Here is a 23,705-nt window from a genome sequence, read left to right as displayed (position 1 = left end):
TCCCATGCGCGACTTGATCCCCGCCGCCGCCGAAAATCGCCCGGTTCGCTCCTTTCTCACCGGCCTGATCGCATTTGCCTTCGCGGCGATTGCCTCGCCTTGTGTCGCCAGCGAGTGGCGTTACGGGTGTCGGGGCGTGCTGCCCAGCGGCGATGAGCCGGTCATCATCTTCAATCGCTCCTCGCTCATCATGTTGCCGAAGGCCTGGGTCCGCGGATCGCTGCTCGGTTCGGTCAACGGTCAGCTCTTGAGCTCGAGCTTTCGCGCAGCCGATAACAATTCGGGGCTTGTCCCGAAGATGGTGTTCGCGCGCGACGATCATCCCGACGAGAAGCTGACCCTGACCGAAAAATCGTCACAGACGATCTCGGATGTTCACCGTCCGGCTGGAAGGCAACCGCGTTCCGAGCAAATCACCACCTACCGCAAGGTCTATCGGTGGGTGAGCGACGGCACCTATCAGGGGCCCTACGATATCAAGATGGATTGCGTAAACTACGAGCTTTCGGCGCCCCGTCGATAGCTTTGCCGGGGGCGCGCGGCGCGTCCCGATAGGCTCAAAGCTCAGTGTCCCACGCGGAAATGACGTCCTGGCGGCCGATCTGCCAAGGGCCGATCGTTCCCGCTGGACGAGCCAAAAGCCATGCTGGCCACACTTTTCCAACTTTTTTGCGCGCTGACGGCCGAACCATGTCGGCTTGGGCCGGTCTCGATCGTCCTTGGGTGGACACGTCCGGATGAGCCGTGAGATGGACCCGACTCATGCGACGTGATTTCGTCGATTCGAGCCGTCAAAGTCGGAACTGGAGCAAATGCCCATGAGGATCACCGTCGAAACCAGCGTAGCCGCCCCCATCGATCGGGTCTGGCGTGCCTATACGACGCCTGCCGACATCGTGAAGTGGAATGCTGCGTCCGACGACTGGCACACGACCAAGGCGACGGTCGACCTGCGGGAAGGCGGCACTTTCTCGTCTCGGATGGAAGCCAAGGACGGCAGCATGGGCTTCGACTTCGCCGGCACCTACACGACGATCGTCGAACACAAGCTGATCGAATATGCGTTCGGCGATCGCAAGGCCGAAGTCGAGTTCGTGCCCGGCCCGAACGGGGTCGTCGTCCGCGTCGTCTTCGATGCCGAAACGATGCACTCGGTCGAGCAGCAGAAAGGTGGCTGGCAGGCGATCCTCGACAATTTTGCACGGTACGTCGAGGCGAAGCAGAAGCCGTCGTAGGGGTGTGCAGGGACGTTCGAGCGACTTGTCCGCCGTAGCTCGAAGAGCGAAGGCGGAAGCGAAGCCCATCAAACCTCATTCTCACATGTCGGTTCGGGCTGCACTCGCGTTGGCGATGGGTTCGCAAGAGCTCAACTGGATTGAGGCCCCGTAAGCCGCCACCTATTATCGCGCCTGGATGTCGAGATCAGATGCTGCGTGCCTGTCTCACACGGGCTGCGACGATGCCACCATACCCCTGTTTTGCCCGACGGGTCAAATCGATTTCGTAAAATCAAAAAATGCAATGCCACCAAGGAGTCGGCTACTGTGCATGGGGTTGTTTTCGCGGTTTTTGTTTGCGGGCCCCCGATGACGGACCGACCTCGTCGGTGTCCAAAGCGGCCGGCCGTCGCCTCAGCTATCCACCTTCAGCGCGGCGATGAAGGCTTCCTGCGGGATGTCGACCTTGCCGAACTGCCGCATCTTCTTCTTGCCTTCCTTCTGCTTCTCCAGAAGTTTTCGTTTGCGCGTGATGTCGCCGCCGTAGCACTTTGCGGTGACGTCCTTGCGCAGCGCGCGCACCGTCTCGCGGGCGATCACCTTGCCGCCGATCGCCGCCTGGATCGGGATCTGGAACATGTGCGGCGGGATCAGCTCCTTCATCTTCTCGACCATGGCGCGGCCGCGCCCTTCCGCGCGGGTGCGGTGGACCAGCATCGAGAGCGCATCGACCGGCTCGGCATTGACCAGGATCTGCATCTTGACGAGATCGGCCGGCTTGTAGTCGGTCAGGTGATAGTCGAACGAGGCGTAGCCCTTGGAGACCGATTTCAGGCGGTCGTAGAAATCGAACACGACCTCGTTGAGCGGCAGGTCGTATTTCACCATGGCGCGGGAGCCGACGTAAGTGAGCTCCTTCTGCGAGCCGCGGCGGTCCTGGCACAGCTTCAGCACGCTGCCGAGATATTCGTCGGGCGTGAGGATCGTCGCCTCGATCCAGGGCTCGTCGATCTCGGCGATCTTGACCACGTCGGGCATGTCGACGGGATTGTGGATCTCGATCTCCCGGCCGTCGGTGAGCTTCATCTTGTAGATGACGCTCGGCGCGGTCGCGATCAGGTTGAGATCGAATTCGCGCGACAGCCGCTCCTGGATGATTTCGAGGTGAAGCAAGCCGAGGAAGCCGCAGCGGAAGCCGAAGCCGAGCGCGGCTGACGTCTCCATCTCGAAGGAGAAGCTGGCGTCGTTGAGGCGCAGCTTGCCCATCGCCGCGCGCAGTGTCTCGAAGTCATCCGCATCGACCGGGAACAGGCCGCAGAACACCACGGGGATCGCCGGCTTGAAGCCGGGCAGCATCTCGGCGACCGGCTTCCTGTCGTCGGTGATGGTGTCGCCGACGCGGGTGTCGGCGACTTCCTTGATCGCGGCGGTGATGAAGCCGATCTCGCCGGGACCGAGTTCGTCGACCTGCTGCATCTTCGGCGTGAAGAAGCCGACGCGCTCGACATCGTAGGCCGCGCCGGTGCCCATCATGCGCACGCGCTGGCCCTTCCTCATCGTGCCGTCGACGATGCGCACCAGCACGACGACGCCGAGATAGACATCGTACCAGCTGTCGACCAGGAGCGCCTTGAGCGTCGCGTCGCGGTCGCCCTTCGGCGGCGGCAGACGGGTGACGATGGCTTCCAGCACGTCGGGGACGCCGAGGCCGGTCTTGGCCGAGATCATCACCGCGTCGGAGGCATCGATGCCGATGACGTCCTCGATCTGCTGCTTGACTTTCTCGGGCTCGGCCGCGGGGAGGTCGACCTTGTTCAGGACCGGGACGATCTCGTGATTGTTGTCCAGCGCCTGGTAGACATTGGCGAGCGTCTGCGCCTCGACGCCCTGGCTGGCGTCGACGACGAGCAGGGAACCCTCGCAGGCCGCCAGCGACCGCGAGACCTCGTAGGCGAAGTCGACATGGCCGGGCGTGTCCATCAGGTTGAAGATGTAATCCTTGCCGTCCTTGGCGCGGTACTGCAGGCGCACCGTCTGCGCCTTGATGGTGATGCCGCGCTCGCGCTCGATGTCCATGGAATCGAGCACCTGCTCCTTGCCCGCCATCTCGCGGTCGGAGAGACCGCCGGTCATCTGGATCAGGCGGTCGGCCAGCGTCGATTTGCCATGGTCGATATGGGCGACGATGGAGAAGTTGCGGATGTTGGAAATGGGGACGGTCGTCATGGGCGCGGGATACCACTCACATCCCCGTGCGGCAACCATATTGCTGTATTTTCAGGGCCTTTCTTCACGCCAAGCTGATTCCACGGACGCCCAAAACGCGCTAGCAAGCGGCCCATGTCCACGACCTCTCTTCCCACTGCCGGAGCGCGGGCGAAGACCCGCCTGGGTTACAACCGCTTCCGCGCCTGGCTGGTTGCCTGCGCGATCCGTCCCGAGGCCCGTCTGTGGCTGGTGATCCAGCTCGCCATCCTGCATGCGGTGCTCTGGACCTTCATCCTGGTCAATCTCAAGGCGGCGCAGGACGTTCACATGGACGTCGCAGAAGCCTGGGGCTGGGGCCAGAAATTCCTGTGGGGCTACGGCAAGCACCCGCCGCTGTCGGGCTGGGTCGCCGGCCTCTGGTTCAAGGCGTTCCCGGCGGCGGATTGGGCGACCTATGCGCTGGCGATGGCGACGGTGAGCGTCGGCATGGTGATCTGCTGGCTCGTGAGCTTGCGCGTGGTGGACGCGCGGCGCGCGTTCCTGGTCGTCATGATGATCGCACTCTACCCGATCTTCAATTTCAAGGGTTTCAAGTACAATCCGGACTTGCTCCAGCTCGTCACGTTGCCGCTCCTGGTGCTCGCTTATCTCAATGCGTTCGAGAAGCGGAGCTGGCAATCCGGAGTCTTGCTTGGCCTTGCCGGCGCGCTGGCGCTGATGACCAAATATTGGGTGCTGACCATGATCGGCGCCATCGGCCTTGCCGCGCTGATCCATCCCGACCGGCTGCGCTTCCTGTCGTCGCCGGCGCCATGGGTCGCGATCGCGACGATGGTCGTGGCGATGATCCCGCACATCGTCTGGCTGGCGGATGCGCATTTCGTGCCGCTGATCTATGCCGGGGACACCTACAGCCTTCAGGACAAGAGCCAGGTGCATCAGCTCGTCGCCGGCTATGCTCTGCATAACGTCGCGCTGCTGGCACTGCCGGTGGCGCTCGCGGCGCTGGCCATGGCGCTGGTGCCGCCCTGGGTCAAATTGCTGCTGCGCGCGCCCACGCGCATCGTCACGCGCGCCTGGGCGCGCGGCGCCAATGCAGGCGTCGATCTCTCGCAGGCGCTGAACGTCTGGATTGTCCAGGTCATCGTCGCGGTCGGCCCGCCGCTCGGCGCGCTCGCCTTCAGCATCTACTTGAAGACCGATTGGGGCATCTCGCTGTTCTTCCTGGTGCCGCTGGCGCTGGTCGCGATCCCCGCGCTGCGGGTGCAGAGCGCGGTGCTGTTCAACATCGCCGCGATCTGGCTCGTGCTCAGCGTCGCGACGCTTGCCGCCTCGCCCTGGATCGCCGCGCGCGAGATGGCGGCCAATGCCGGCAACACCGCGACCTATGGCGCGCGCTCCGAGCTGGCGCGCAAACTGACGCAGGAGTGGCACATGCGCTTTGCCTCACGCTGGGCCGTCGTCGCCGGCACCATGGAGTCGATCCAGCCGATGGTGTTCTACAGCCCGGATCATCCGTCCGCGTTCACGCCGAACGAGCCGTGGAGTTCGGGTCTGACGTCACTCGACCACGTCAGGACGTATGGATTCATCGGCGTGTTCGATCCGACCGACGAACGCCTGCCCAAGTTCGAGAAATGGATATCCGAGACCGCGCCGAACGCCGAGCGCATGGTGATGTCGACGCGCCGCTTCACCCACGGCAAGGCCGGCCCGTCGATGAGCTGGAACATTTACATCGCGCCGCCGGGGAAGTGAGCCTGTCGTCGTTCCGGGGCAGGCGAAGCGTGAACCCGGAAGCTCGCGATTCCTCGGTGCGCAATTGCGCACCTGAGGTCTGGTGCTGTCGCACCATCCCGGAATGACGTTGGGGTCCTAAACCCCTTCCTCGTTGAACTTGCTCTCGACGAGCTCGGTGATCGCCGCGAGCGCGGCTTCGGCGTCAGTACCTGCCGCCGACACCGTGATCGTCGTGCCAGGACCAGCGGCCAGCATCATCAGGCCCATGATCGAGGTGCCGCCGACGGTCTCGCCGCCGCGCGTCACCCACACCTGCGCGTTGAAGCGCTCGACCGCCTGGACGAACTTCGCCGAGGCGCGCGCATGCAGGCCACGCTTGTTGATGATCAGAAGCTCCTTGGAGATCGCGCCCGCGGGCGCGCCCGTCCCCGCTTGTGGCGCCTCGTCGCTCATTTGCCGGCGAGCACGCGGCTGGCGATGGTGACGTATTTGCGGCCCGCTTCCTGGGCCATCGCGATCGCGTCCGGCAGCGGACGTTCCTCGCGCACCTTGGCGAGCTTCACCAGCATGGGCAGGTTGATGCCCGCGAGCACTTCGACCTTGGGCCGGCTCATGCAGGATATTGCGAGGTTCGACGGTGTGCCGCCGAACATGTCGGTGAGGATCGCAACGCCGTCGCCGGAATCGACGCGGTTAACCGCCTCGATGATGTCGCTTCGGCAGAGATCGGAATCATCCTCGGCGCCGATCGTGATCGCTTCGATTTGCTTTTGTGGGCCCATGACATGTTCAAGCGCTGCCTTGAATTCGTCGGCAAGGCGCCCGTGGGTCACAAGTACTAGACCAATCATCGGAAAACTCCTCGCGGGCGCTTTTGGTGCACCGCACGAACGCGCCACTTTGACCATCCAGAGCCCCCGCGCAAGAGGGGATGTTGCGTATCTCCCTGAATATAGACGGATGGATAAGGGGAGCTGCGCCGGTCTATTCGGTCGCGATAGTGGGCTTCATATGGTTACCATTTCCCTTCAAACAATCGCCAGAAGGGTTAACCGAAGATGAACTCTTGGTAGTGGTCAAGGCCGCAACAACCAAGGGGAGGGGCGAATAGTCGCGGGGGACCGGGATTCGCGGTATTTCGACACCAGAAATGCTGGTTTTCAGGGATTCGGCCGCAGGCAGGCGCTGCGCATCCGCCGCATTCAGATCGACCACGAGGCCGATGGTCGCACGCTCCACGAAGTCGCAGCGGCGGATTCCTAAGCCCCGGATCTCGATCAGGCCAGCCAATGCCGGCACAGGGCGGACCTCAATTTCATGGCCGACTGTCGCCAGATTGACACGGTCATCACCGACCAGAACGGCCCTGTCCACAACGCCCGACCGTCCTGCCATGATCAAATCGAAGGCAAGGCGCGACTTGCCGGATCCCGAGGGCCCGCGGATCAGCACGGCAAAAGTCCCGACCTTGACGGCGGAGGCGTGAACGCTGGGCCCGCCGTCGCTCATAGGGCCGGCAGCCTCACCACGAAGCGCGCACCGGCAACCGTCGGAGCTCCGTCGGCATCGAGCGGGCCAGGACGGTTCTCCGCCCAGATGCGTCCGCCATGGGCGTCGACGATCTGCTTGGAGATCGACAGGCCGAGGCCGGAATTCTGGCCAAAGCCCTGATGCGGACGGTCGGTGTAGAAGCGCTCGAAGATGCGCTCCAGCGCGTCGTCGCGAATGCCGGGGCCTTCATCGTCGACCACGATCTCGATCTCGCCGCGCACGCGGCGGCAGGTGAGGCGCACCTTGCTGCCGGCTTCCGAGAAGGATTGTGCATTGGAGAGCAGATTGGAAATCACTTGCCCGAGCCGAGAATCGTGACCCATCACGGAGAAAGTGTCGGTCGGGCTGCGGCCCTCGAAGCGCGTCTCGACCGCGACGTCGTGGCCGAGCTTGGTTTCATTGGCGACGGACGCCAGCGTCGTCAGCAGGCGGCGCAGGTCGACCGGGATGGCGTCCTGGCGCTGCAATTCGGCATCGAGTCGGCTGGCGTCGGAGATGTCGGAGATCAGCCGGTCGAGCCGCTTGACGTCGTGCTCGATCACCTCGAGCAGGCGTGCGCGGCTGCTCTCGTTGCGGGCCAGCGGCAGCGTCTCGACCGCCGAGCGCAACGAGGTCAGCGGGTTCTTCAATTCATGGGCGACGTCGGCGGCGAACATCTCGATCGCCTCGATGCGACTGTAGAGCGCGCTAGTCATGTCGCGCAGCGCGCCGGAGAGGTGGCCGATCTCGTCGCGGCGGCGGGTGAAATCGGGAATCTCGATGCGCGCCTTGATGCGGCGGCGGACGCGCTCGGCGCTGTCGGCGAGCCGGCGCACGGGTCCGGCGATCGTGCTCGCCAGCAAGAGCGACAGCATGATCATGACGGCGGCGGCGACGCCGCCGACCTTCAGGATCGCGAGACGCTCGGCCGTGACCATCTGGTCGATGTCGTCACCTTGCGTCGACAGCATCAGCGCGCCGTGGATTGCGCGCGAGCGGAGCACGGGGACCGCGACGGACACGATCACCTCGCCGCGCGCATTGACCCGCACCATCGAACGCTTCTGGCCCTGAAGCGCGTCGCCCACCTCCGCATAGCCGTTGCCGTTCTCGGGCCCGAGCTCGCGATAGAGCGGCAGATCGCCGCGGTTCAGCCAGGTACGCACCGCGACCATGCCGCGCTCGACGATGCCGGGCTTCTCGGCCGGCGGCGGCAGGTCGTAGCGCAGCACGTTTTCGAGGTTGCGGCTGTCGAGCAGCAGGCTGCCGTTCGGATCGTAGATGCGGGCGCGCGTCTTGGTCGGCGAGATCAGCGTGCGCAGCACCGGCGCCACGCGCTCCGGATTGATCGGGAAGTCCAGCGGCGAATATTCGTCCGAGCCGCCATAGGTCTCGCCCGGCTTGAGGTCGAGCAGCCTGTCGGGATCGATGGTGATGGCGTTGGTCTGCACCGTGGCGGAGGCCGCGATCGCGCCGGCGATGATCTCGGCCTGGACCAGCAGGCTCTGCGCGCGCGCGTCGATCAGGCCGGCGCGGAATTGCGACAGGTACAGGATGCTCGCCACCAGTGCGACGAGGCCGGCGAGGTTGAGCGAGACGATGCGGCGGGTCAGGCTCGAGAAGGACAGCGCAAAGAAGAACTGCCCGGCGCGCTTCAGCCAGTTCAGCGGCCGCCAGCCCTGCGGCTTATCGTCGGTGACGTGGTCCGGAACGCCGTCGGATACGAGATCCCCGGCGCTCTGGTTTGGGTCAGGCTGCGTTCGGTCAAGCAATGCTTACGCCCGCGTTAGGACAGGCCGTGCGAAGGTCCCCCGGCATCCTAGAGCGATCCTGGCCCCGATGGAACGAGAACCGGAGATGCTCTCTCGATCGTCGTGGAGGGGCCCCGCCGCCTCAGGCTTCCTTGAAACGGTAGCCGACACCGTAAAGCGTCTCGATCATCTCGAACTCGTTGTCGACCACCTTGAACTTCTTGCGCAGCCGCTTGATGTGGCTGTCGATGGTGCGGTCGTCGACATAGACCTGGTCGTCATAGGCGGCGTCCATCAACGCGTTGCGGCTCTTCACCACGCCGGGCCGGGTCGCGAGCGCCTGCAGGATCAGGAATTCGGTGACGGTCAGCGTCACCGGCTCGTTCTTCCAGGTGCAGGTATGGCGTTCCGGATCCATGCGCAAAAGGCCGCGGTCGAGCGCCTTGGCGTCGTTCTCCTTGGGCGCGACGGTCGGGTCCTTCGGCGCCGAACGGCGCAGCACCGCCTTGACGCGCTCGACCAGAAGGCGCTGCGAGAACGGTTTACGGATGAAGTCGTCGGCGCCCATCTTGAGGCCGAACAGCTCGTCGATCTCTTCGTCCTTGGAGGTGAGGAAGATCACCGGCAGGTCCGATTTCTGCCTGAGACGACGCAGCGTCTCCATGCCGTCCATGCGCGGCATCTTGATGTCGAGGATGGCAAGATCGGGCTGGGTGGTGCGAAAACCGTCGAGCGCGGAGGCACCGTCGGTGTAGGTCATGATGCGGTAGCCTTCGGCTTCCAGCGCGATCGAGACGGATGTGAGAATGTTGCGGTCGTCGTCGACCAAAGCGATTGTGGGCATGAGCCTCTGCTTTCTGCTTTCCGTTTGGGTCGTGGCTTGAAACGGCGAGCAATCAGTGATGCGCCGCATACATGGGTGCCGAACTCGGCATTCGAACCTTGTCACCGAGCAATGCAAGCTGGGCTGAAGTGTGACCAAGTTCCACGAAACACGGCAGATTCGCCGCGTCTCGACCCGTAACCGGGCCCCCGTTTACCCGAAACAAGGCCCCCCATGCAACCACCTGACCCGAGAAAGCCGATGCAACCGACCCCGGATTTCGACCCCGCAAAGCTCGCCAAATCGCTGCTGAGGCGATCCCGGCAGGGCGCGCTGGCGACGCTGATGGCCGGCAGCGGCGATCCCTATTGTTCCCTGGTCAATCTCGCCAGCCACCCCGATGGCTCGCCGATCCTCCTTATCTCGCGCCTCGCCGTGCACACCCGGAACATCCTCGCAGACGGCCGGGTCTCGCTGATGCTGGACGAGCGCGCGGCCGGCGATCCCCTGGAAGGTGCCCGGATCATGCTGTCAGGCCGCGCGGAACAGGCCGCCGCGAACAAGGATCTGCTCCAGCGACGGTATCTCAGTGCCCATCCGTCGGCAGAGGGCTTTGTTTCCTTTAAGGATTTCTCCTTCTTCCTGATCCGGCCCACGGGAACTCATCTGGTCGCGGGTTTCGGCCGGATCATCGACCTCAAGCCTGAGCAATTCCTGACGGACCTCACCGGCGCCGAGGACCTGCTGGCCGCGGAAGAGGGCGCCGTGGAGCACATGAACGCCGACCATCGCGATGCCATGAACCTCTATGCAACAAAGCTCCTCGGCGGCGCCGCGGGGGATTGGCGCTGCACCGGCTGTGACCCTGAAGGCCTCGACATGCAGGACGGCCGAACGACACTGCGGCTGGAGTTCCCGGAGCGGGTGACGGATGGCACGGGCTTGCGGAAGATGCTGGTCCGCCTCGCTGGCGAAGCGCGCATGAAGGTGGACCAGAGCGCAACAGATTGAACGCCGCCGCCCGTCGCTGCGACCCAGATCGTAACCGGTCCGGGTCGGCAGCGAGGGGGTTCATGACGCATCGTCGTTTGGCACTGGCCGCGGGCCTGGCACTCGCCATCACCACGTCCTTTGCTGCGCCTGCTCTCGCCCAGAAGGTCAGTCCCGCCGCACAGGGCGCGCGGATCAATGCGCTCATGAGCGCCGGCAAATATGCGGAAGCGCTTCCGCTCGCGCAGGCGATGGTCACGAGCCTGGAGAAGGGCGATGACGGCCGCGAATTGTCCGCCGCGCTCAACAATCTCGGCCAGGTCTATGCCGGCCAGGGTCGCGACGATCTGGCCGAGCCGATCTACAAGCGGGCCATCGCGCTGTTGGAAAAGTCGCTCGGCCTCGACACCGCCTTGATCGCACCCGAGCTGAGCAATCTCGCCGTGCTATATCAGCGGCAGGGCCGCTTCACTGAAGCCGAGCCGTTGTTCAAGCGCGCGCTCACCGTCAGCGAAAGGAGCCTGTCGCGCGAGCATCCCGATGTCGGCCGGGCCCTCAACAATCTCGCCACGCTTTATGTGAAGCAGGAGCGCTTTGCCGAGGCGGAGCCGCTGTTTCAGCGGGCGCTCGCGATCTATCAGAAAGCCGCCGGGCCCGAGCATCCCGCGGTTGCGACCGTCCTGAACAACATCGGTCAGGTCGATCGCGACCTCAACCGCGACGCCGATGCCGAAGCGCCGATCAAGCGCTCGCTCGCCATCCGCGAAAAGTGCTCGGGCCAGATCATCCCGATGTCGCGCGTTCGCTCAACAATCTCGCCGGGCTCTACGAGCACCAGCAGCGCTATGCCGAGGCCGAGCCGCTTTATCGCCGCGCCCTGTCGATCCGTGAGCGTGCACTCGGACCAGATCATCCTGACGTCGCGACCTCGACGAGCAATCTCGCCCATTTCCTGCAGGCGACGGGACGGACTGCCGACGCCTTGCCGTTCGCGCAGAAGACGCTCGCTGCCAATCGTGCGCAGCTGCGGGTCGTGCTGCCGATCCTGCTGGCGGCGCGGCAGCAATCGCTGCTGGCGAGCGACAAGGCACTCGATGATGCGCTCGGTGCGATCCAGCGCGGCACGCAATCTTCGGCCGCTTCTGCGGTGAACAAGCTCGCGGTGCGGCTAGCCGCCGGCAGCGACCGGCTCGCTGAGCTCGTGCGGAAGGATCAGGATCTCGCGGCCGAGTCCGAAGCGCTCGACAAGGCGATCATCGCTGCGGTGTCGAAGCAATCCGCCCAGCGCGACGTTGCGGCCGAGCAGCGCAGCCGCGCGCGGATCGCGGCGATCGGGAGCGCGCGCGACGGATTGCAGAAGACGCTCGCCATCGAGTTTCCCGACTATTCCTCGCTCTCCAACCCGCTGCCGCTGGCGGTGAAGGACATCCAGCCGCTGCTGTCGGCCGACGAGGCGATGGTGATCTATTGCGTCGTCGACAAGCAGAGCTATGTCGTCGCGATCACGCGCGAGGGCGTCGACTGGAAGGAGATTTCTCTCGGAGCGGATGCGCTGGCGCAGAAGGTGGCCGCTTTCCGCAAGGGGCTGGATGTCGGCAAGGCGCACGACGCTTCCGGCAAATCGGGCCTGTTCGATCTCGCGCTCGCGAGCGAGCTCTATGTCGCGCTGCTCGGCCCGGTCGAGGCGCTGACGAAGGACAAGCGCAACCTGCTGGTCGTGCCGTCGGCGGCGCTGACCGCATTGCCGTTTCATCTGCTGGTCACGGAGAAGCCGCAGGCTGCGATCCCGGACCGGCTCGAGGGCTATCGCGATGCCGCCTGGCTGCTGCGGCGTCAGGCCGTCTCGGTGCTGCCGTCGGTGATCGGCCTGAAATCGCTGCGCGCCTTTGCCCGCAGGGACCAAGGGGTCAAGCCGATGACCGGTTTCGGCGATCCCGTGTTCAACCCTGCAGCCGAAGCGCCTGCCGACCGGCGCGCCGCCAGCGGCAAGATCGCCGCGCGCAACATCGCGACCATTGCCTATGCCGACTTCTGGCGCGGCGCAGGTGTCGATCGCGCGCGGCTGGCGCAGGCATTGCCGCAACTGCCCGATACTGCCGATGAGCTGAACGCGGTGGCGAGGAACGTCGGCGCCACTGATGCCGATATTCATCTCGGACGCGATGCCAGCGAAACGACGCTCAAGCGTGCAGCGCTTGCCCAATACGGCATCATCTACTTTGCCACCCACGGCCTCGTCGCCGGCGACGTCAAGGGACTGGGTGAACCCTCGCTTGCGCTCTCGATTCCCGATCAGCCATCGGAGCTCGATGACGGTCTTCTGACCGCGAGCGAAGTGGCTCAGCTCAAGCTCAACGCCGATTGGGTGGTGCTGTCCGCCTGCAACACCATCGCCGGCGATAAGCCCGGCGCCGAGGCACTGTCGGGACTGGCGCGCTCGTTCTTCTACGCAGGTGCCCGCGCACTGCTGGTTTCGCATTGGGCCGTGGATTCCGAAGCTGCGACCCGCCTGACCACATCGACGTTCGAGCTGCTCAAGAACGAACCGAAGATCGGTCGTGCCGAAGCCTTGCGCCGCGCGATGTTGACTTATCTCGACGACGCCTCGTCACCACGCAACGCTTATCCCGCGATGTGGGGACCGTTCGCGCTGATCGGCGAGGGCGAGGTACGATAGGAAGCAGCTACACGGATTGTGCGTCGCAATAACGGGACATAACGCGCCAACGCGCATTTGGTTGCGCGATCATTCGCATTTTTTTTCGATGCGCTTGCTCAGAGCTGACATGCGCGACGTTTGGCGCGGTCCTTGAATAAACCAAATCCTGCGGGATCAGCTTGGCAAGGCCAGCGTTCATCAGTATTACGTCGTTCAGCCGAGGCCGAACGAACGGCCCATTAATCACGGTGACCGCGATGGCGCCAAACTTGGTCGCGCTGGGTGTCGCGGGTTCTAGGAGGATTTTTTCGTGCAAGAGACGGGCGTGCGTAACGGTGCCTTCGGCGCCGACAAATTCGGCTTAAAGAACCTCAAGCAGGTTCACTGGAACCTCGGTGCGCCACAACTCTATCAATACTCGCTCTCGGCGGGTGAGGCGGTGCTCTCCGCTGACGGCGCGCTCTGCGCCGACACGGGCGAGTTCACCGGGCGCAGCCCGAAGGACAAGTTCACGGTGCGTGACGCCACCACCGACAAGAAGATGTGGTGGGCCGGCAACCAGTCGATCACCTCCGAGCAGTTCGAGACGCTCTACCAGGACTTCCTCAAGCACGCCGAAGGCAAGCGCCTGTTCGCGCAGGACCTCTATGGCGGCGCCGACCCGGCCTACCGGATCAAGACACGCGTCTTCACCGAGCTCGCCTGGCACTCGCTGTTCATCCGCACGCTTCTGATCCGCCCCGAGGCGATCGAGCTGTCGACCTTCGTGCCGGAGCTCACCATCATCGACATGCCGAGCTTCCGCGCCGATCCCAAACGCCACGGCGTGCGTTCGGAGAACGTCGTCGCGATCGATTTCGCCCGCAAGATCGTCCTGATCGGCGGGTCTTATTATGCCGGCGAGATGAAGAAGTCGGTCTTCACCACGCTGAACTATTACCTTCCCGAGCGCGGCGTGATGCCGATGCACTGCTCGGCCAATATCGGCTCCAAGGGCGACACGGCGATCTTCTTCGGGCTGTCAGGCACCGGCAAGACCACGCTGTCGGCCGACCCGAACCGCACGCTGATCGGCGACGACGAGCACGGCTGGGGCCCGAACGGCGTCTTCAATTTCGAGGGCGGCTGCTATGCCAAGTGCATCAAGCTCTCGAAGGAAGCCGAGCCGGAGATCTATGCGGCATCGACCCGCTTCGGTGCGGTACTCGAGAACTGCGTGCTCGACGATGACACCCGCGTGGTCGATTTCGACGACGGCTCCAAGACCGAGAACACGCGCTCGGCCTATCCGCTCGACTTCATTCCGAACGCCTCCCGCACCGGCCGCGCGCCGCAGCCGAAGAACGTGGTGATGCTCGCCGCCGACGCCTTCGGCGTGCTGCCGCCGATCGCAAAGCTGTCGCCGGCGCAGGCGATGTATCACTTCCTGTCGGGCTACACCGCCAAGGTCGCCGGCACCGAGCGCGGCCTCGGCAACGAGCCGCAGCCGGAATTCTCCACCTGCTTCGGCTCGCCCTTCCTGCCGCTCGACCCATCCGTCTACGGCAACATGCTGCGCGACCTCATCGCCCAGCACAATGTCGATTGCTGGCTCGTCAACACGGGGTGGACCGGCGGCAAATATGGTGTCGGCTCGCGCATGCCGATCAAGGTGACGCGCGCACTGCTGACCGCCGCGCTCGACGGTTCGCTTCGCAATGTCGAATTCCGCACCGACAAGTATTTCGGCTTCGCGGTCCCGACCGCGCTGCCGGGCGTGCCGGCCGAGATCCTGAACCCGGTGAACACCTGGAAGGACAAGGACGAGTTCGACAAGACCGCCCGCGCACTGGTCGGCATGTTCCAGAAGAACTTCGCCAAGTTCGAAGCCCAGGTCGACGCCGAAGTGCGCGCAGCAGCTCCGGATGTGAAGCTGGCGGCGGAGTAAGGCTTTATCGTATGAAATGCAAAAAGGCGGCCGCAAGGCCGCCCTTTTCGTTTGTGGGCACGACCTCTCCACTCGTCATTGCGAGCGGAGCGAAGCAATCCAGAAATCCATCCGCGATTGCTTCGTCGCTACGCTCCTCGCAATGACGTGGGAGCACCTACGCCTTGAAATACGCGATCTGCGTCGTGGTCGCGAGCAGCCGTCCATTCGGCGACCACAGCTCGCCGTTCTGGTCGCCATAGCTCCTGTGGAAGATCTTTGCGTCCGCCGTCGCGAGCACGCGCGTGATGTCTTCAGTCGCGAGTTCCTCGGCATCGGTGTGGAAATAGGTCGTCAGCGACACCGTGCCGAACGGCACCAGCTCGCGCCGGGCGTGGAAGATGCGGCCGAAGAAGGCGTCCGACATCGACATCAGCGATAGCATGTCGAGCTTGCGCGGGGTGCGGTCGCTGATCCAGATCTTCGAATAGGTGCTGGCGGGCTCGGTTTGCGGCGGGCCGATCCGCATCTCGCCCTCGACGAAGCGGAATTCGTACTGGTTGGCCCAGGACGCCGAGATCTTCGGGAATGGCAGGGTCTCCTCGAACGGCTTGGCGTCCGGGCATTTCGCCACCCTGAGCTCCCAGGACGGACGGCGTTCGGCGAACACGGCGGTGGCGAGCGTTGCGACCTCGCCGCCGCCTTGGCTGAGCTCGACACTCCAGTGCTGGCTGGATCGGTTGGCCTTCACGAGGCGCACGTCGAGATCGAACGGGCCTTTGGCGATCGGCGCGCAGTAATTGACGGTGAGTGCGAGCGGATCACCGGCGGCTTGCGGATGCTCGATCAGCGCGCGCAGAATCGTCGCGGCAGTGGCGCCGCCGAACGGGCCGACAAAGGCCCAGTAATCGTCGCTGGTGTGCCCGTGCCAGCTGCTATCACCGGCGGTGACGCGCGTGGCGTCGTCGAAGGGGTGCGGGAGTCTGGCGTGCATTGTTGGTCCTCGGTGTCTCCCCGCCGTCATTGCGAGGAGCCCTCGCGACGACAATCCAGGCGCCGCCGCGGATGCATTTTCTGGATTGCTTCGCTGCGCTCGCAATGACGGTGTTTGAGGTTACGGCGTCGGTATCGCTGACGCCGCCCTGGGCGATGATGATAGTCATATCATCATCCCCTTCGCGGGATGCAATAACCCCGCAGGTAACGCTGGATTTCGCTCCGCGGAAAATCAGCCCGCGGCGTCGCGCAGATCCGGCAGCCGCGGCGTGGTCGGGTTGACCGGCACGTTCCAGATCTCCTCGGCATATTCGCGGATGGTGCGGTCGGAGGAGAACCAGGCCATGCGTGCGACGTTGAGGATGGAGGCGCGCGTCCAGGCCGGCGCGACCAGCCAGCGCGCATCGACCGCGCGCTGCGCCTCGTAATAGGAATCGAAATCGGCGCTGACCATGTAATGGTCGAGATAGCGCAGCGCGTGCGCGATGGATTCGAAGCGGCCGGGATCGCCGGGCGAGAATTCGCCGGCGCCGATCGCATTGATGGCGCGCTGCAGCTTCGGCGAATTGCGGATCACGTCGGAGGCATCCAGCCCCTGCTTGCGCCGGATCATCACGTCGCCGGCTTCCATGCCGAAGATCGCGATGTTCTCCGCGCCGACATGGTCGCGGATCTCGATATTGGCGCCGTCGAGCGTGCCGATGGTGATGGCGCCGTTCAGCGCCAGCTTCATGTTGCCGGTGCCGGAAGCCTCCATGCCGGCGGTGGAGATCTGCTCGGACAAATCGGCCGCGGGAATGATCACTTCGGCGAGGCTGACATTGTAGTCGGGGAGGAACACGACCTTGAGCTTGCCGCCGATCGCGGGATCGTTGTTGACGATGTCGGCGACGTCGTTGATCAGCTTGATGATCAGCTTTGCGTAGCGGTAGCTTGCCGCCGCCTTGCCGGCGAAGATCTTCACCCGCGGCACCCAATTGCCGTTGGGGTCGTCCTTGATCGCCTGGTACAGCGCGACCGTCTCGACGACGTTGAGCAGCTGGCGCTTGTACTCATGGATGCGCTTGATCTGGACGTCGAACAGTGCGCTGGGATCGACCTTGATGCCGAGCCGCTCGCCGATCAGGCGGGCGAGCTGTGTCTTGTTGTGGTGCTTGACGCTGCGGAATTTCTGCTGGAACGCGACGTCACTGGCGCGCGCCTCGATCAGGCTGAGCTGGGTCGGATCGTCGAGCACGGCATCGCCGCAGGTCTCGCGCAACAGGTCGGTCAGCTTCGGGTTCGCCAGCATCAGCCAGCGCCGGAAGGTGATGCCGTTGGTCTTGTTGGTGATGCGGCCGGGATAGAGATGGTTGAGATCGTGGAACACGGTCTCGCGCATCAGGTCGGAATGCATCGCCGAGACGCCGTTGATGCGGTGCGAGCCGACGAAGGCGAGCTGGCCCATCCGCACGCGGCGGCCGCTCTTCTCGTCGATCAGCGAGACCGAGGCGCGGAAGTCGATGTCGCCGGGGCAGCGCGCCTCGGCGAGCGCCAGATGCTGCACGTTGATGCGGTAGATGATCTCGAGATGCCGCGGCAGCAGCTGCTCGAACAGCTCGACCGGCCAGGTCTCCAGTGCCTCCGGCAGCAGCGTGTGGTTGGTGTAGGAGAGCGTGGCGACCGTGATCTTCCAGGCCTCGTCCCAGCGGAAATTGTGGAGGTCGACGAGGATCCGCATCAGCTCGGTGACGGCAAGGCTCGGATGGGTGTCGTTGAGCTGCACCGCGACCTTGCCGGCGAGGCTGCGCAGCTGGCCGTCGGAGGCGAGATGCCGCTTCACCAGGTCCTGGAGCGAGGCGGAGACGAAGAAATATTCCTGGCGCAGCCGCAGCTCGCGGCCCGCCGGGCTCTCGTCGTTCGGGTAGAGGAATTTGCAGATCGCCTCCGCACGCGCCTGCTCGGCGCTGGCGCTGACATAATCGCCCTTGTTGAAGGCATCGAGCTTGAGCGGATCGGGCGAGCGCGCCGACCACAGCCGCAGCGCGTTGACGTGCTGGCCGCGCCAGCCGACGATCGGCGTGTCGTAGGCGATCGCCTGCACCGTCTCGGCCGGGTGCCAGATCGCGCGGTCGCGGCCCTTGTCGTCGATGTGCTCGACGCCGCCGCCGAAATGGACGTGATAGATCACCTCGGGCCGCTGCAATTCCCAGGGGTTGCCGAAGCTCAGCCATTCGTCCGGATATTCCTGCTGCCAGCCTTGATTGATGATCTGGCGAAACAGGCCGTAATCGTAGCGGATGCCGTAGCCGATCGCGGGAATCGACAACGTCGCCATGCTCTCCATGAAGCAGGCGGCGAGCCGGCCGAGGCCGCCATTGCCGAGCGCCGCGTCCGGCTCGCATTTGCGCAGCTCCGGCAGCGACACGCCGAGATCGCCGAGCGCGACCTCGAAGATCTTCAGAAGGCCCATGTTGTTGAGCGCGTCGGTGAAGAGCCGGCCGATCAGGAATTCGAGCGAGAGATAATAGACGCGCTTGCGCCCCGCATCGTAGCTTTGCTTCTCGGCCGTGAGCCAGCGATGCACGATGCGGTCGCGCAGCGCGAGCGCCGCGGCCTGATACCAGTCGTGCCTGGTCGCCATCCCCGCGTCCTTGCCAACGGCAAGGCGCAGCTTTGCCAGGATCGCGCCCTTGATCTCAGCCAGCGCGAGTTCGTCGATGGGCTGCCCGGGGGGCGGAAAACTGGACTGGAACGATTGATCTTGCAAAGCCGTCACTTCCTAGGTCGAAGAACTCTTACCAATCTACGCGTCCTGCCCTTGCACCGGAACTGTCGCCCGAGCGGTCGTGCACTGCGCTGGCGCAAATTTATGCAAGGAACGGGCCGAGTTGGGAACCCGGACGAGCACGGAGAAACCCGGGATTCGGTGCTACATTAGGGAAGATTCAGCCATCAGTGTGGAGACGCCCCATGAGACTGCTGACGCGACTGCTGATCGAACTCGCCACTGCGGCCCTGCTCGTCGTCTGCATCAGCGTCACCACCGCGGCGTTTGCCGATGGCAGATCCGCTCGCAGCGCCGACGGCCTCAGTTGCGGCTTTACGGTCCCGCAGAATGCGTCGCCCGCAGCCCGCTGCGCCGCGATCAAGCGCCAATGCGGCGGCAAGTTCTACGCAAATGCGTGCGGCGACAAGCTGATGTCCGCGGCCAGGTGAGCGCCCTGACGTCCAGCGAATTCAGGCCGCCTTGCTCTGCACCGCATCGCAAAATTCGGCGAGACGATCCGCAAGCCGAAGCGTTGCCGGGCTCGCATCCGGCGAAGCCATCAGCGCGACCTCGGTCTTGTTGATCGGTGCAAAGCCATCCTTTGCCGTCAGCACGCGGTGATCGGACTGGATCGCCATCTCCGACAGGATGCTCAATCCCATGCCGGCGGCGACCGCGGCCTGGATGCCGGCCAGACTCGATGACGTGTAGGCGGTGTGCCAGGCGCGGCCCGCGCTTTCCAGCGCATGGATGGCGCCGGCGCGATAGATGCAGCCGAGTGGAAAGCCGATCAGCGGCACCGACGACACGTTGACGTCGACCGGGTGGCTCTTGCTGGTGACCCAGTGCACCCGCTCGGGCCACACCGCGATCGCGTCCTTCGCGCCGGCCTCGCGCTTGTAGAGCGCAAGATCGAGCTCGCCGCGTTCGAGATCGCGGGCGAGATGCTTGCTCTGATCGGCGCGCACGTCGAGCCGCAACCCCGGATGCGAGCGCGAGAACGCGCCCAGCAATTTGGCCAGTCGATAGGCCGCAAAATCCTCGGGAATGCCGAGCCGGATCGCGCCTTCGCCGCCGGGCTGACGCAGCACGTCGCGCGCCTCCTCGGCGAGCGAGAGCAGCCGTCGCGCATAGGAGAGCAGCCGCTCGCCGGCCTCGGTCGGGCGGACGTCCTTGCCGTCACGGTGCAGCAGCACCTGACCGACATCATCCTCCAGCCGCTTGATCTGCTGGCTCACGGTCGACTGCGTGCGGTGAACGCGCGCGCCGGCGCGGGTGAAGCCGCCCGCCTCGACCACCGAGACGAAGCTGCGCAGGAGCTCCAGATCGAGCATCGGCGCCTCCATTCGAAAATCCACTGGTATCGAGTTAATCATTTAATTTCCAAATGGCAAGCTGCCCCCCTAGATCGAGGGCCAGAAGAAAAACATCCGAGAATGCCCTCATGTCCCTCGCCACCTCGCTTCCCGCGCCCCGCAGCCGCTTCAATACGCTGCCGCTTGCCATCGGCCTGTTCTGTCTGCTCTGGAGTTATGCCTTCGTCGCCGGCAAGATCGGCGTCACCCATTGCCCGCCGTTGATCCTGCTCGCCGCGCGTTTCTCGCTCGCGGGCATCTTGATCCTGGGTGCGACGCTGATCCGCGGCGAGGCTTGGTCGCTGTCATGGCGCGATGCCGCCGTCTTCGCGGTGCTCGGCATCGCCAACAACGCGCTCTATCTCGGGCTCGGCTACACCGGGCTGCAATCGGTCTCCGCCGGCCTCGGCGGGCTGATCGTGTCGGCCAATCCGGTGTTCACGGCGGCGCTCGCCGCGCTTCTGCTCGGCGAAGGCATGACCTGGCGCAAGGCGAGCGGCCTCTTGCTCGGCGTCATCGGCGTGACGGCGATCGTCTGGCATCGCCTGTCGGTCGGCACCGATTCCCTGCATGGCATCGTCTTCACGCTGGCTTCGCTCGCCTCGATCGTCGCCGGCACCATCCTGTTCAAGCTGCTGGCGCCGAAGGGGTCGTTGTGGATCGGCAACGGCGTGCAGAACCTGGCTGCCGGCGTAGCGCTGACGCCGATCGCGCTCACCTTCGCCGATGTCGACGCGATCGACTATACGCCGAGCCTGATCGGCGCCTTCGCCTTCCTCGTGCTCGGCGGCTCAATTCTCGCTTACTGGCTCTGGTTTCATCTCTTGAAAGTGTGTGGCGCCACTGCCGCCAGCGCCTATCATTTCCTGATGCCGCCGCTCGGCATGCTGTTCGCCTTCCTGGTGCTCGGCGAACATATGGAGGCCCGCGACCTGCTCGGGATCATTCCGGTCGCGCTCGGCATTTACCTGGTGACGCGGCCGGCAAAGCCCGCCTCATGACAGGAGTTCATCATGCCCGTTTCCATCACCCTGATCGGCGGTCCTACCGCGCTGATCGAGATCGACGGCTTCCGCCTGCTCACCGACCCGACCTTCGACGCGCCCGGCGCGTACCAGCTGCCGCATGTGAAGCTGGAGAAGACGATCGGGCCTGCCGTGAGGCCTGACGCGATCGGCCCGGTCGATGCGGTGCTGCTCAGCCACGACCAGCACTCCGACAATCTCGACAATTCCGGCCGCGACTATCTGTTCAAGGTCAAGCGCGTGCTGACGACCGAGGCGGGCGCAAAGCGCCTCGGCGGCCATGTCGAGGGCCTTGCGCCCTGGGCGACCGCACGTCTGGAGGATAGCGACGGCAACACGCTGACCATCACCGCGACGCCCGCGCGTCACGGCCCCGCCGGCATCGAGCCGCTGTCGGGCGACGTCATCGGTTTCGTGGTGTCATCGAGCCGGAAGGACACGCGTCCGGTCTATATCAGCGGCGACACCACCTGGTTCGATGGCGTCGCCGAGGTCGCGCGCCGCTTCAAATGCGGCGTGGTGCTGCCCTTCGCGGGCGCGGCGCAAACGCGCGGGCCGTTCCATCTCACCATGGACACCAACGACACCATCGAGACCGCGCGCGCCTTTCCCGATGCGATGATCGTGCCGCTGCATACCGAAGGCTGGGCTCATTTCCGCCAGAACGGCGAGGACCTGCGCAAGACCTTCGACGTGCTCGGCTTCGGACCCCGGCTGCGCCTGCTGGAGCCGGGCGTGCCGACCGTGGTCGAGGCGCCGTGATCGCGCCACCCGTCATTGCGAGGAGCGACCAAGCAATCCAGAGTCTTTCCGCGGCGGCAGTCTGGATTGCTTCGCTTCGCTCGCAATGACGGAGTGTGCGGCTAATCCTTCCTGAACACAATCGACGCCATCCAGCCCGTCATCAGCGCCATGGCCGCGGTAGCGAGGCCGTAGATCAGGCCGTTCTGCCGCGCCGTGGTCGCGACGAACTGCTCGAAGCCGACCTTGACGATCTCGAATGCGGTCTCGGTCTTGCCGATGAAGCCACCGTTCGCGAACAGCTTGATCTCGATCTCATAGGTGCCGATCGGCACCTCCGCCGGCAGTGGAATGCCGGTGCGGAACAGCGTCGGAGTCAGGAACGTCACTGCGCTCGCATCTTCGCGATAGAGCCCGCCCTGAGTGCGCAGGCGGATGAAGGCCGAGCGGAACGCATCGTTCGGCACGACGTCGGCGTAGTCGCCGCCGACCCGCTGCGTCAGCAGCACGTTGTTGAGCCCGATCTGCTGCCGCCGCGCGATCTCGGGCGAGGTGATGGCGTCGAAGGGGCGGTTGGCGAACAGCGCGAGATAGCTCGGCACCTGCAGGAACTGCCGGTAATCGGTGTTGATCCAGATGCCGAAGGTGCGCTCCTTGCGCCGCGTCACCATGTCGGCGCGCGGGCCCATCACGGTGACCACGAGATCGTAAGCCGTGCGGTCCGCCGGCGTCGTCGCATCCCTCTCGACCGAGCCGAACAGCACCAGCTCCTCGCCGGAATAGTTCGGCGTCACCGTGACGCGGTGGTTGGAGACCGAGACGATCAGCCGCTCGGCCCGCGCGGCGCCGCCGAGCAGCAGGACGAGAACGATGGCGAGAAGCGCGCGCATCATCCGTTCACTCCAAGCTCGCGAATGGTGAAGAGATCCGAGGGCTGGATCACCAGCTCGATCGCGAAGCGGACGCCGACCGAGAGGATCAAGAGGCCGAGCAGCAGCCGCAGCTGCTCGCCGCGGATCTTCTGGCCGGCGCGTGCGCCGAACTGCGCCCCGGTGACGCCGCCGACCATCAGGATCAGCGCCAGCACGGCGTCGACGAGGTGATTGGTCACGGCGTGCAGCAGGGTCGCGAACAGCATCGTCACCAGCGTGAGCACCATCGAGGTCCCGATCACCGTCGAGGTCGGTACCCTCAGCAGATAGATCATGATCGGCACCAGGATGAAGCCGCCGCCGATGCCCATGATGGCGCCGATGAAGCCGATCATGATGCCGACGACCACGACTGGGATCACGGACAGATAGATCTTCGAGCGCTTGAACCGCATCTTCAGCGGCAGGCCGTGGATCCAGTTGTGCGTGCGGCGCGGCGGCAGCGCGCCGCGCCGGGTCCGCATCAATGCGCGCAGGCCCTCGGAGAACATCAGGCTGCCGACGGTGCTGAGCAGCACGACGTAGGAGAGCGCGATCATCAGATCGAGCTGGCCGAGCGCGCGCAGCTGCGTGAAGGTCCACACGCCGAGCGCCGTCCCGGTCACGCCGCCGCATAACAATACACTCGCCAGCGCCGGATCGATCGCGCGCCGCCGCCAGTAAGAGAGCGCTCCGGAAAAAGAGGAGGCCGCGATGTGGCTCGCCACGGAAGCGACCGCCACCGCCGGCGTGATGCCGATGAAGATCAGCAGCGGCGTCATCAGAAAGCCGCCACCGATGCCGAACATGCCGGAGACGAAGCCGACGGCCGCGCCCATCGCCAGCACCAGGAAGACGTTGACTGGTAGATCGGCGATCGGGAGGTAAAGCTGCATTGAGGGACCACGCTCCGGCGAGACGGATCAATTATCGCGGAATGCTCGCCGGACGGTCGGAACGATTGCCGCGTCCCTCAATAGCGGAATTTGGCGGCAGGCGGATCAGGAATTTTTGGCATGGGGAATCGCCGCGACCAGTTGGGGGGACGATGCCAGCCAGGCGCTCGGTCCACCTCTCCCCGTCGGGGAGAGGTGAACCGAGACC

Annotated in this window: 19 protein-coding genes and 1 pseudogene; 9 read left to right on the top strand and 11 right to left on the bottom strand. The window is 64.7% G+C overall.

The window, feature by feature from the left end; translation table 11 throughout:
• The first annotated feature begins 4 nt into the window (after positions 1 to 4).
• Positions 5 to 523 carry a hypothetical protein gene (locus P6U28_RS29430; RefSeq protein WP_407120334.1) on the top strand — a complete coding sequence of 173 codons (519 nt, stop codon included), beginning with the start codon at positions 5 to 7 and terminating at the stop codon, positions 521 to 523.
• A gap of 295 nt (positions 524 to 818) precedes the next feature.
• Complete coding sequence (locus P6U28_RS29425) at positions 819 to 1,235, top strand: SRPBCC family protein (protein WP_122400664.1); 417 nt, start codon at positions 819 to 821, stop codon at positions 1,233 to 1,235.
• Positions 1,236 to 1,631: 396 nt separating this feature from the next.
• Here the strand turns inward: P6U28_RS29425 and lepA are convergent, their stop codons facing one another.
• Positions 1,632 to 3,443 (bottom strand): translation elongation factor 4, encoded by a 1,812-nt coding sequence (gene lepA, locus P6U28_RS29420; protein ID WP_407120333.1) that lies wholly within the window; start codon positions 3,441 to 3,443, stop codon positions 1,632 to 1,634.
• A 114-nt stretch (positions 3,444 to 3,557) separates the two neighbouring features.
• Between lepA and P6U28_RS29415 the strand changes: the two genes are divergently transcribed.
• Positions 3,558 to 5,183 (top strand): glycosyltransferase family 39 protein, encoded by a 1,626-nt coding sequence (locus tag P6U28_RS29415; RefSeq protein WP_407120332.1) that lies wholly within the window; start codon positions 3,558 to 3,560, stop codon positions 5,181 to 5,183.
• A gap of 117 nt (positions 5,184 to 5,300) precedes the next feature.
• Here the strand turns inward: P6U28_RS29415 and P6U28_RS29410 are convergent, their stop codons facing one another.
• From P6U28_RS29410 to P6U28_RS29390, 5 genes are all read right to left on the bottom strand, one after another.
• Positions 5,301 to 5,618 (bottom strand): HPr family phosphocarrier protein, encoded by a 318-nt coding sequence (locus tag P6U28_RS29410; protein ID WP_122400667.1) that lies wholly within the window; start codon positions 5,616 to 5,618, stop codon positions 5,301 to 5,303.
• Positions 5,615 to 6,016, bottom strand: a complete 402-nt coding sequence (locus P6U28_RS29405; protein ID WP_007597752.1) for a PTS sugar transporter subunit IIA — start codon at positions 6,014 to 6,016, stop codon at positions 5,615 to 5,617. The genes P6U28_RS29410 and P6U28_RS29405 overlap by 4 nt, the downstream gene beginning before the upstream one ends.
• 133 nt (positions 6,017 to 6,149) lie before the next feature.
• Complete coding sequence (locus P6U28_RS29400) at positions 6,150 to 6,674, bottom strand: HPr kinase/phosphorylase (RefSeq protein ID WP_407120331.1); 525 nt, start codon at positions 6,672 to 6,674, stop codon at positions 6,150 to 6,152.
• Positions 6,671 to 8,467, bottom strand: coding sequence for a sensor histidine kinase (locus P6U28_RS29395; protein WP_122400669.1), 1,797 nt, complete (start codon positions 8,465 to 8,467; stop codon positions 6,671 to 6,673). Before P6U28_RS29395 ends, P6U28_RS29400 begins: the two co-directional genes overlap by 4 nt.
• Positions 8,468 to 8,588: 121 nt before the next feature.
• A complete protein-coding gene (locus P6U28_RS29390) occupies positions 8,589 to 9,290 on the bottom strand; it encodes a response regulator transcription factor (protein WP_008542552.1) in 702 nt (233 codons plus the stop codon).
• 240 nt (positions 9,291 to 9,530) lie between these two features.
• Between P6U28_RS29390 and P6U28_RS29385 the strand changes: the two genes are divergently transcribed.
• From P6U28_RS29385 to P6U28_RS29375, 3 genes and pseudogenes are all read left to right on the top strand, one after another.
• Entirely contained in the window at positions 9,531 to 10,280 is a 750-nt protein-coding gene (locus tag P6U28_RS29385) for a HugZ family protein (protein ID WP_407120330.1), read from the top strand.
• Between the two features lie 62 nt (positions 10,281 to 10,342).
• Positions 10,343 to 12,936: pseudogene (locus P6U28_RS29380) on the top strand (CHAT domain-containing tetratricopeptide repeat protein).
• Between the two features lie 292 nt (positions 12,937 to 13,228).
• The gene (locus P6U28_RS29375) at positions 13,229 to 14,845 is read left to right on the top strand and encodes a phosphoenolpyruvate carboxykinase (RefSeq protein ID WP_129143440.1); all 1,617 of its coding nucleotides are present in this window, start codon (positions 13,229 to 13,231) and stop codon (positions 14,843 to 14,845) included.
• Between the two features lie 157 nt (positions 14,846 to 15,002).
• Here the strand turns inward: P6U28_RS29375 and P6U28_RS29370 are convergent, their stop codons facing one another.
• Both P6U28_RS29370 and P6U28_RS29365 read right to left on the bottom strand, forming a co-directional pair.
• Complete coding sequence (locus P6U28_RS29370) at positions 15,003 to 15,818, bottom strand: acyl-CoA thioesterase (protein WP_407120329.1); 816 nt, start codon at positions 15,816 to 15,818, stop codon at positions 15,003 to 15,005.
• 234 nt (positions 15,819 to 16,052) lie between these two features.
• Positions 16,053 to 18,569 carry a glycogen/starch/alpha-glucan phosphorylase gene (locus P6U28_RS29365; protein WP_407120328.1) on the bottom strand — a complete coding sequence of 839 codons (2,517 nt, stop codon included), beginning with the start codon at positions 18,567 to 18,569 and terminating at the stop codon, positions 16,053 to 16,055.
• A 203-nt stretch (positions 18,570 to 18,772) separates the two neighbouring features.
• Here P6U28_RS29365 and P6U28_RS29360 point away from each other — a divergent pair, with 203 nt between their 5' ends.
• Entirely contained in the window at positions 18,773 to 19,018 is a 246-nt protein-coding gene (locus P6U28_RS29360; RefSeq protein ID WP_407120327.1) for a hypothetical protein, read from the top strand.
• A 21-nt stretch (positions 19,019 to 19,039) separates the two neighbouring features.
• Here the strand turns inward: P6U28_RS29360 and P6U28_RS29355 are convergent, their stop codons facing one another.
• Positions 19,040 to 19,903 carry a LysR family transcriptional regulator gene (locus tag P6U28_RS29355; RefSeq protein ID WP_162500538.1) on the bottom strand — a complete coding sequence of 288 codons (864 nt, stop codon included), beginning with the start codon at positions 19,901 to 19,903 and terminating at the stop codon, positions 19,040 to 19,042.
• A gap of 110 nt (positions 19,904 to 20,013) precedes the next feature.
• Between P6U28_RS29355 and P6U28_RS29350 the strand changes: the two genes are divergently transcribed.
• Positions 20,014 to 20,925, top strand: a complete 912-nt coding sequence (locus P6U28_RS29350; protein WP_407120326.1) for a DMT family transporter — start codon at positions 20,014 to 20,016, stop codon at positions 20,923 to 20,925.
• Positions 20,926 to 20,937: 12 nt separating this feature from the next.
• On the top strand, positions 20,938 to 21,711 hold the full coding sequence (locus P6U28_RS29345; RefSeq protein WP_407120325.1) for an MBL fold metallo-hydrolase: 774 nt from the start codon (positions 20,938 to 20,940) through the stop codon (positions 21,709 to 21,711).
• A 101-nt stretch (positions 21,712 to 21,812) separates the two neighbouring features.
• Here the strand turns inward: P6U28_RS29345 and P6U28_RS29340 are convergent, their stop codons facing one another.
• Both P6U28_RS29340 and P6U28_RS29335 read right to left on the bottom strand, forming a co-directional pair.
• Positions 21,813 to 22,583 carry a TIGR02186 family protein gene (locus tag P6U28_RS29340; RefSeq protein ID WP_407120324.1) on the bottom strand — a complete coding sequence of 257 codons (771 nt, stop codon included), beginning with the start codon at positions 22,581 to 22,583 and terminating at the stop codon, positions 21,813 to 21,815.
• Positions 22,580 to 23,497: a sulfite exporter TauE/SafE family protein gene (locus P6U28_RS29335; protein WP_122400682.1), complete on the bottom strand. Its 918-nt coding sequence runs from the start codon at positions 23,495 to 23,497 to the stop codon at positions 22,580 to 22,582. The genes P6U28_RS29340 and P6U28_RS29335 overlap by 4 nt, the downstream gene beginning before the upstream one ends.
• Positions 23,498 to 23,705 lie beyond the last annotated feature (208 nt).

This window comes from Bradyrhizobium sp. STM 3561, assembly GCF_045571455.1.
GTDB classification, from domain to species: Bacteria; Pseudomonadota; Alphaproteobacteria; order Rhizobiales; family Xanthobacteraceae; genus Bradyrhizobium; species Bradyrhizobium vignae.
This window is presented reverse-complemented; position numbering and strand designations above follow the sequence as displayed.

Bases quoted from the DNA above. Each gene is read 5' to 3' on its own strand.
- P6U28_RS29370 (WP_407120329.1), bottom strand. From the start codon at position 15,818: ATGCACGCCAGACTCCCGCACCCCTTCGACGACGCCACGCGCGTCACC.
- P6U28_RS29355 (WP_162500538.1), bottom strand. From the start codon at position 19,903: ATGCTCGATCTGGAGCTCCTGCGCAGCTTCGTCTCGGTGGTCGAGGCG.
- P6U28_RS29345 (WP_407120325.1), top strand. From the start codon at position 20,938: ATGCCCGTTTCCATCACCCTGATCGGCGGTCCTACCGCGCTGATCGAG.
- lepA (WP_407120333.1), bottom strand. From the start codon at position 3,443: ATGACGACCGTCCCCATTTCCAACATCCGCAACTTCTCCATCGTCGCC.
- P6U28_RS29400 (WP_407120331.1), bottom strand. From the start codon at position 6,674: ATGAGCGACGGCGGGCCCAGCGTTCACGCCTCCGCCGTCAAGGTCGGG.
- P6U28_RS29405 (WP_007597752.1), bottom strand. From the start codon at position 6,016: ATGATTGGTCTAGTACTTGTGACCCACGGGCGCCTTGCCGACGAATTC.
- P6U28_RS29335 (WP_122400682.1), bottom strand. From the start codon at position 23,497: ATGCAGCTTTACCTCCCGATCGCCGATCTACCAGTCAACGTCTTCCTG.
- P6U28_RS29390 (WP_008542552.1), bottom strand. From the start codon at position 9,290: ATGCCCACAATCGCTTTGGTCGACGACGACCGCAACATTCTCACATCC.
- P6U28_RS29340 (WP_407120324.1), bottom strand. From the start codon at position 22,583: ATGATGCGCGCGCTTCTCGCCATCGTTCTCGTCCTGCTGCTCGGCGGC.
- P6U28_RS29425 (WP_122400664.1), top strand. From the start codon at position 819: ATGAGGATCACCGTCGAAACCAGCGTAGCCGCCCCCATCGATCGGGTC.
- P6U28_RS29430 (WP_407120334.1), top strand. From the start codon at position 5: ATGCGCGACTTGATCCCCGCCGCCGCCGAAAATCGCCCGGTTCGCTCC.
- P6U28_RS29360 (WP_407120327.1), top strand. From the start codon at position 18,773: ATGAGACTGCTGACGCGACTGCTGATCGAACTCGCCACTGCGGCCCTG.
- P6U28_RS29415 (WP_407120332.1), top strand. From the start codon at position 3,558: ATGTCCACGACCTCTCTTCCCACTGCCGGAGCGCGGGCGAAGACCCGC.
- P6U28_RS29410 (WP_122400667.1), bottom strand. From the start codon at position 5,618: ATGAGCGACGAGGCGCCACAAGCGGGGACGGGCGCGCCCGCGGGCGCG.
- P6U28_RS29385 (WP_407120330.1), top strand. From the start codon at position 9,531: ATGCAACCGACCCCGGATTTCGACCCCGCAAAGCTCGCCAAATCGCTG.
- P6U28_RS29350 (WP_407120326.1), top strand. From the start codon at position 20,014: ATGTCCCTCGCCACCTCGCTTCCCGCGCCCCGCAGCCGCTTCAATACG.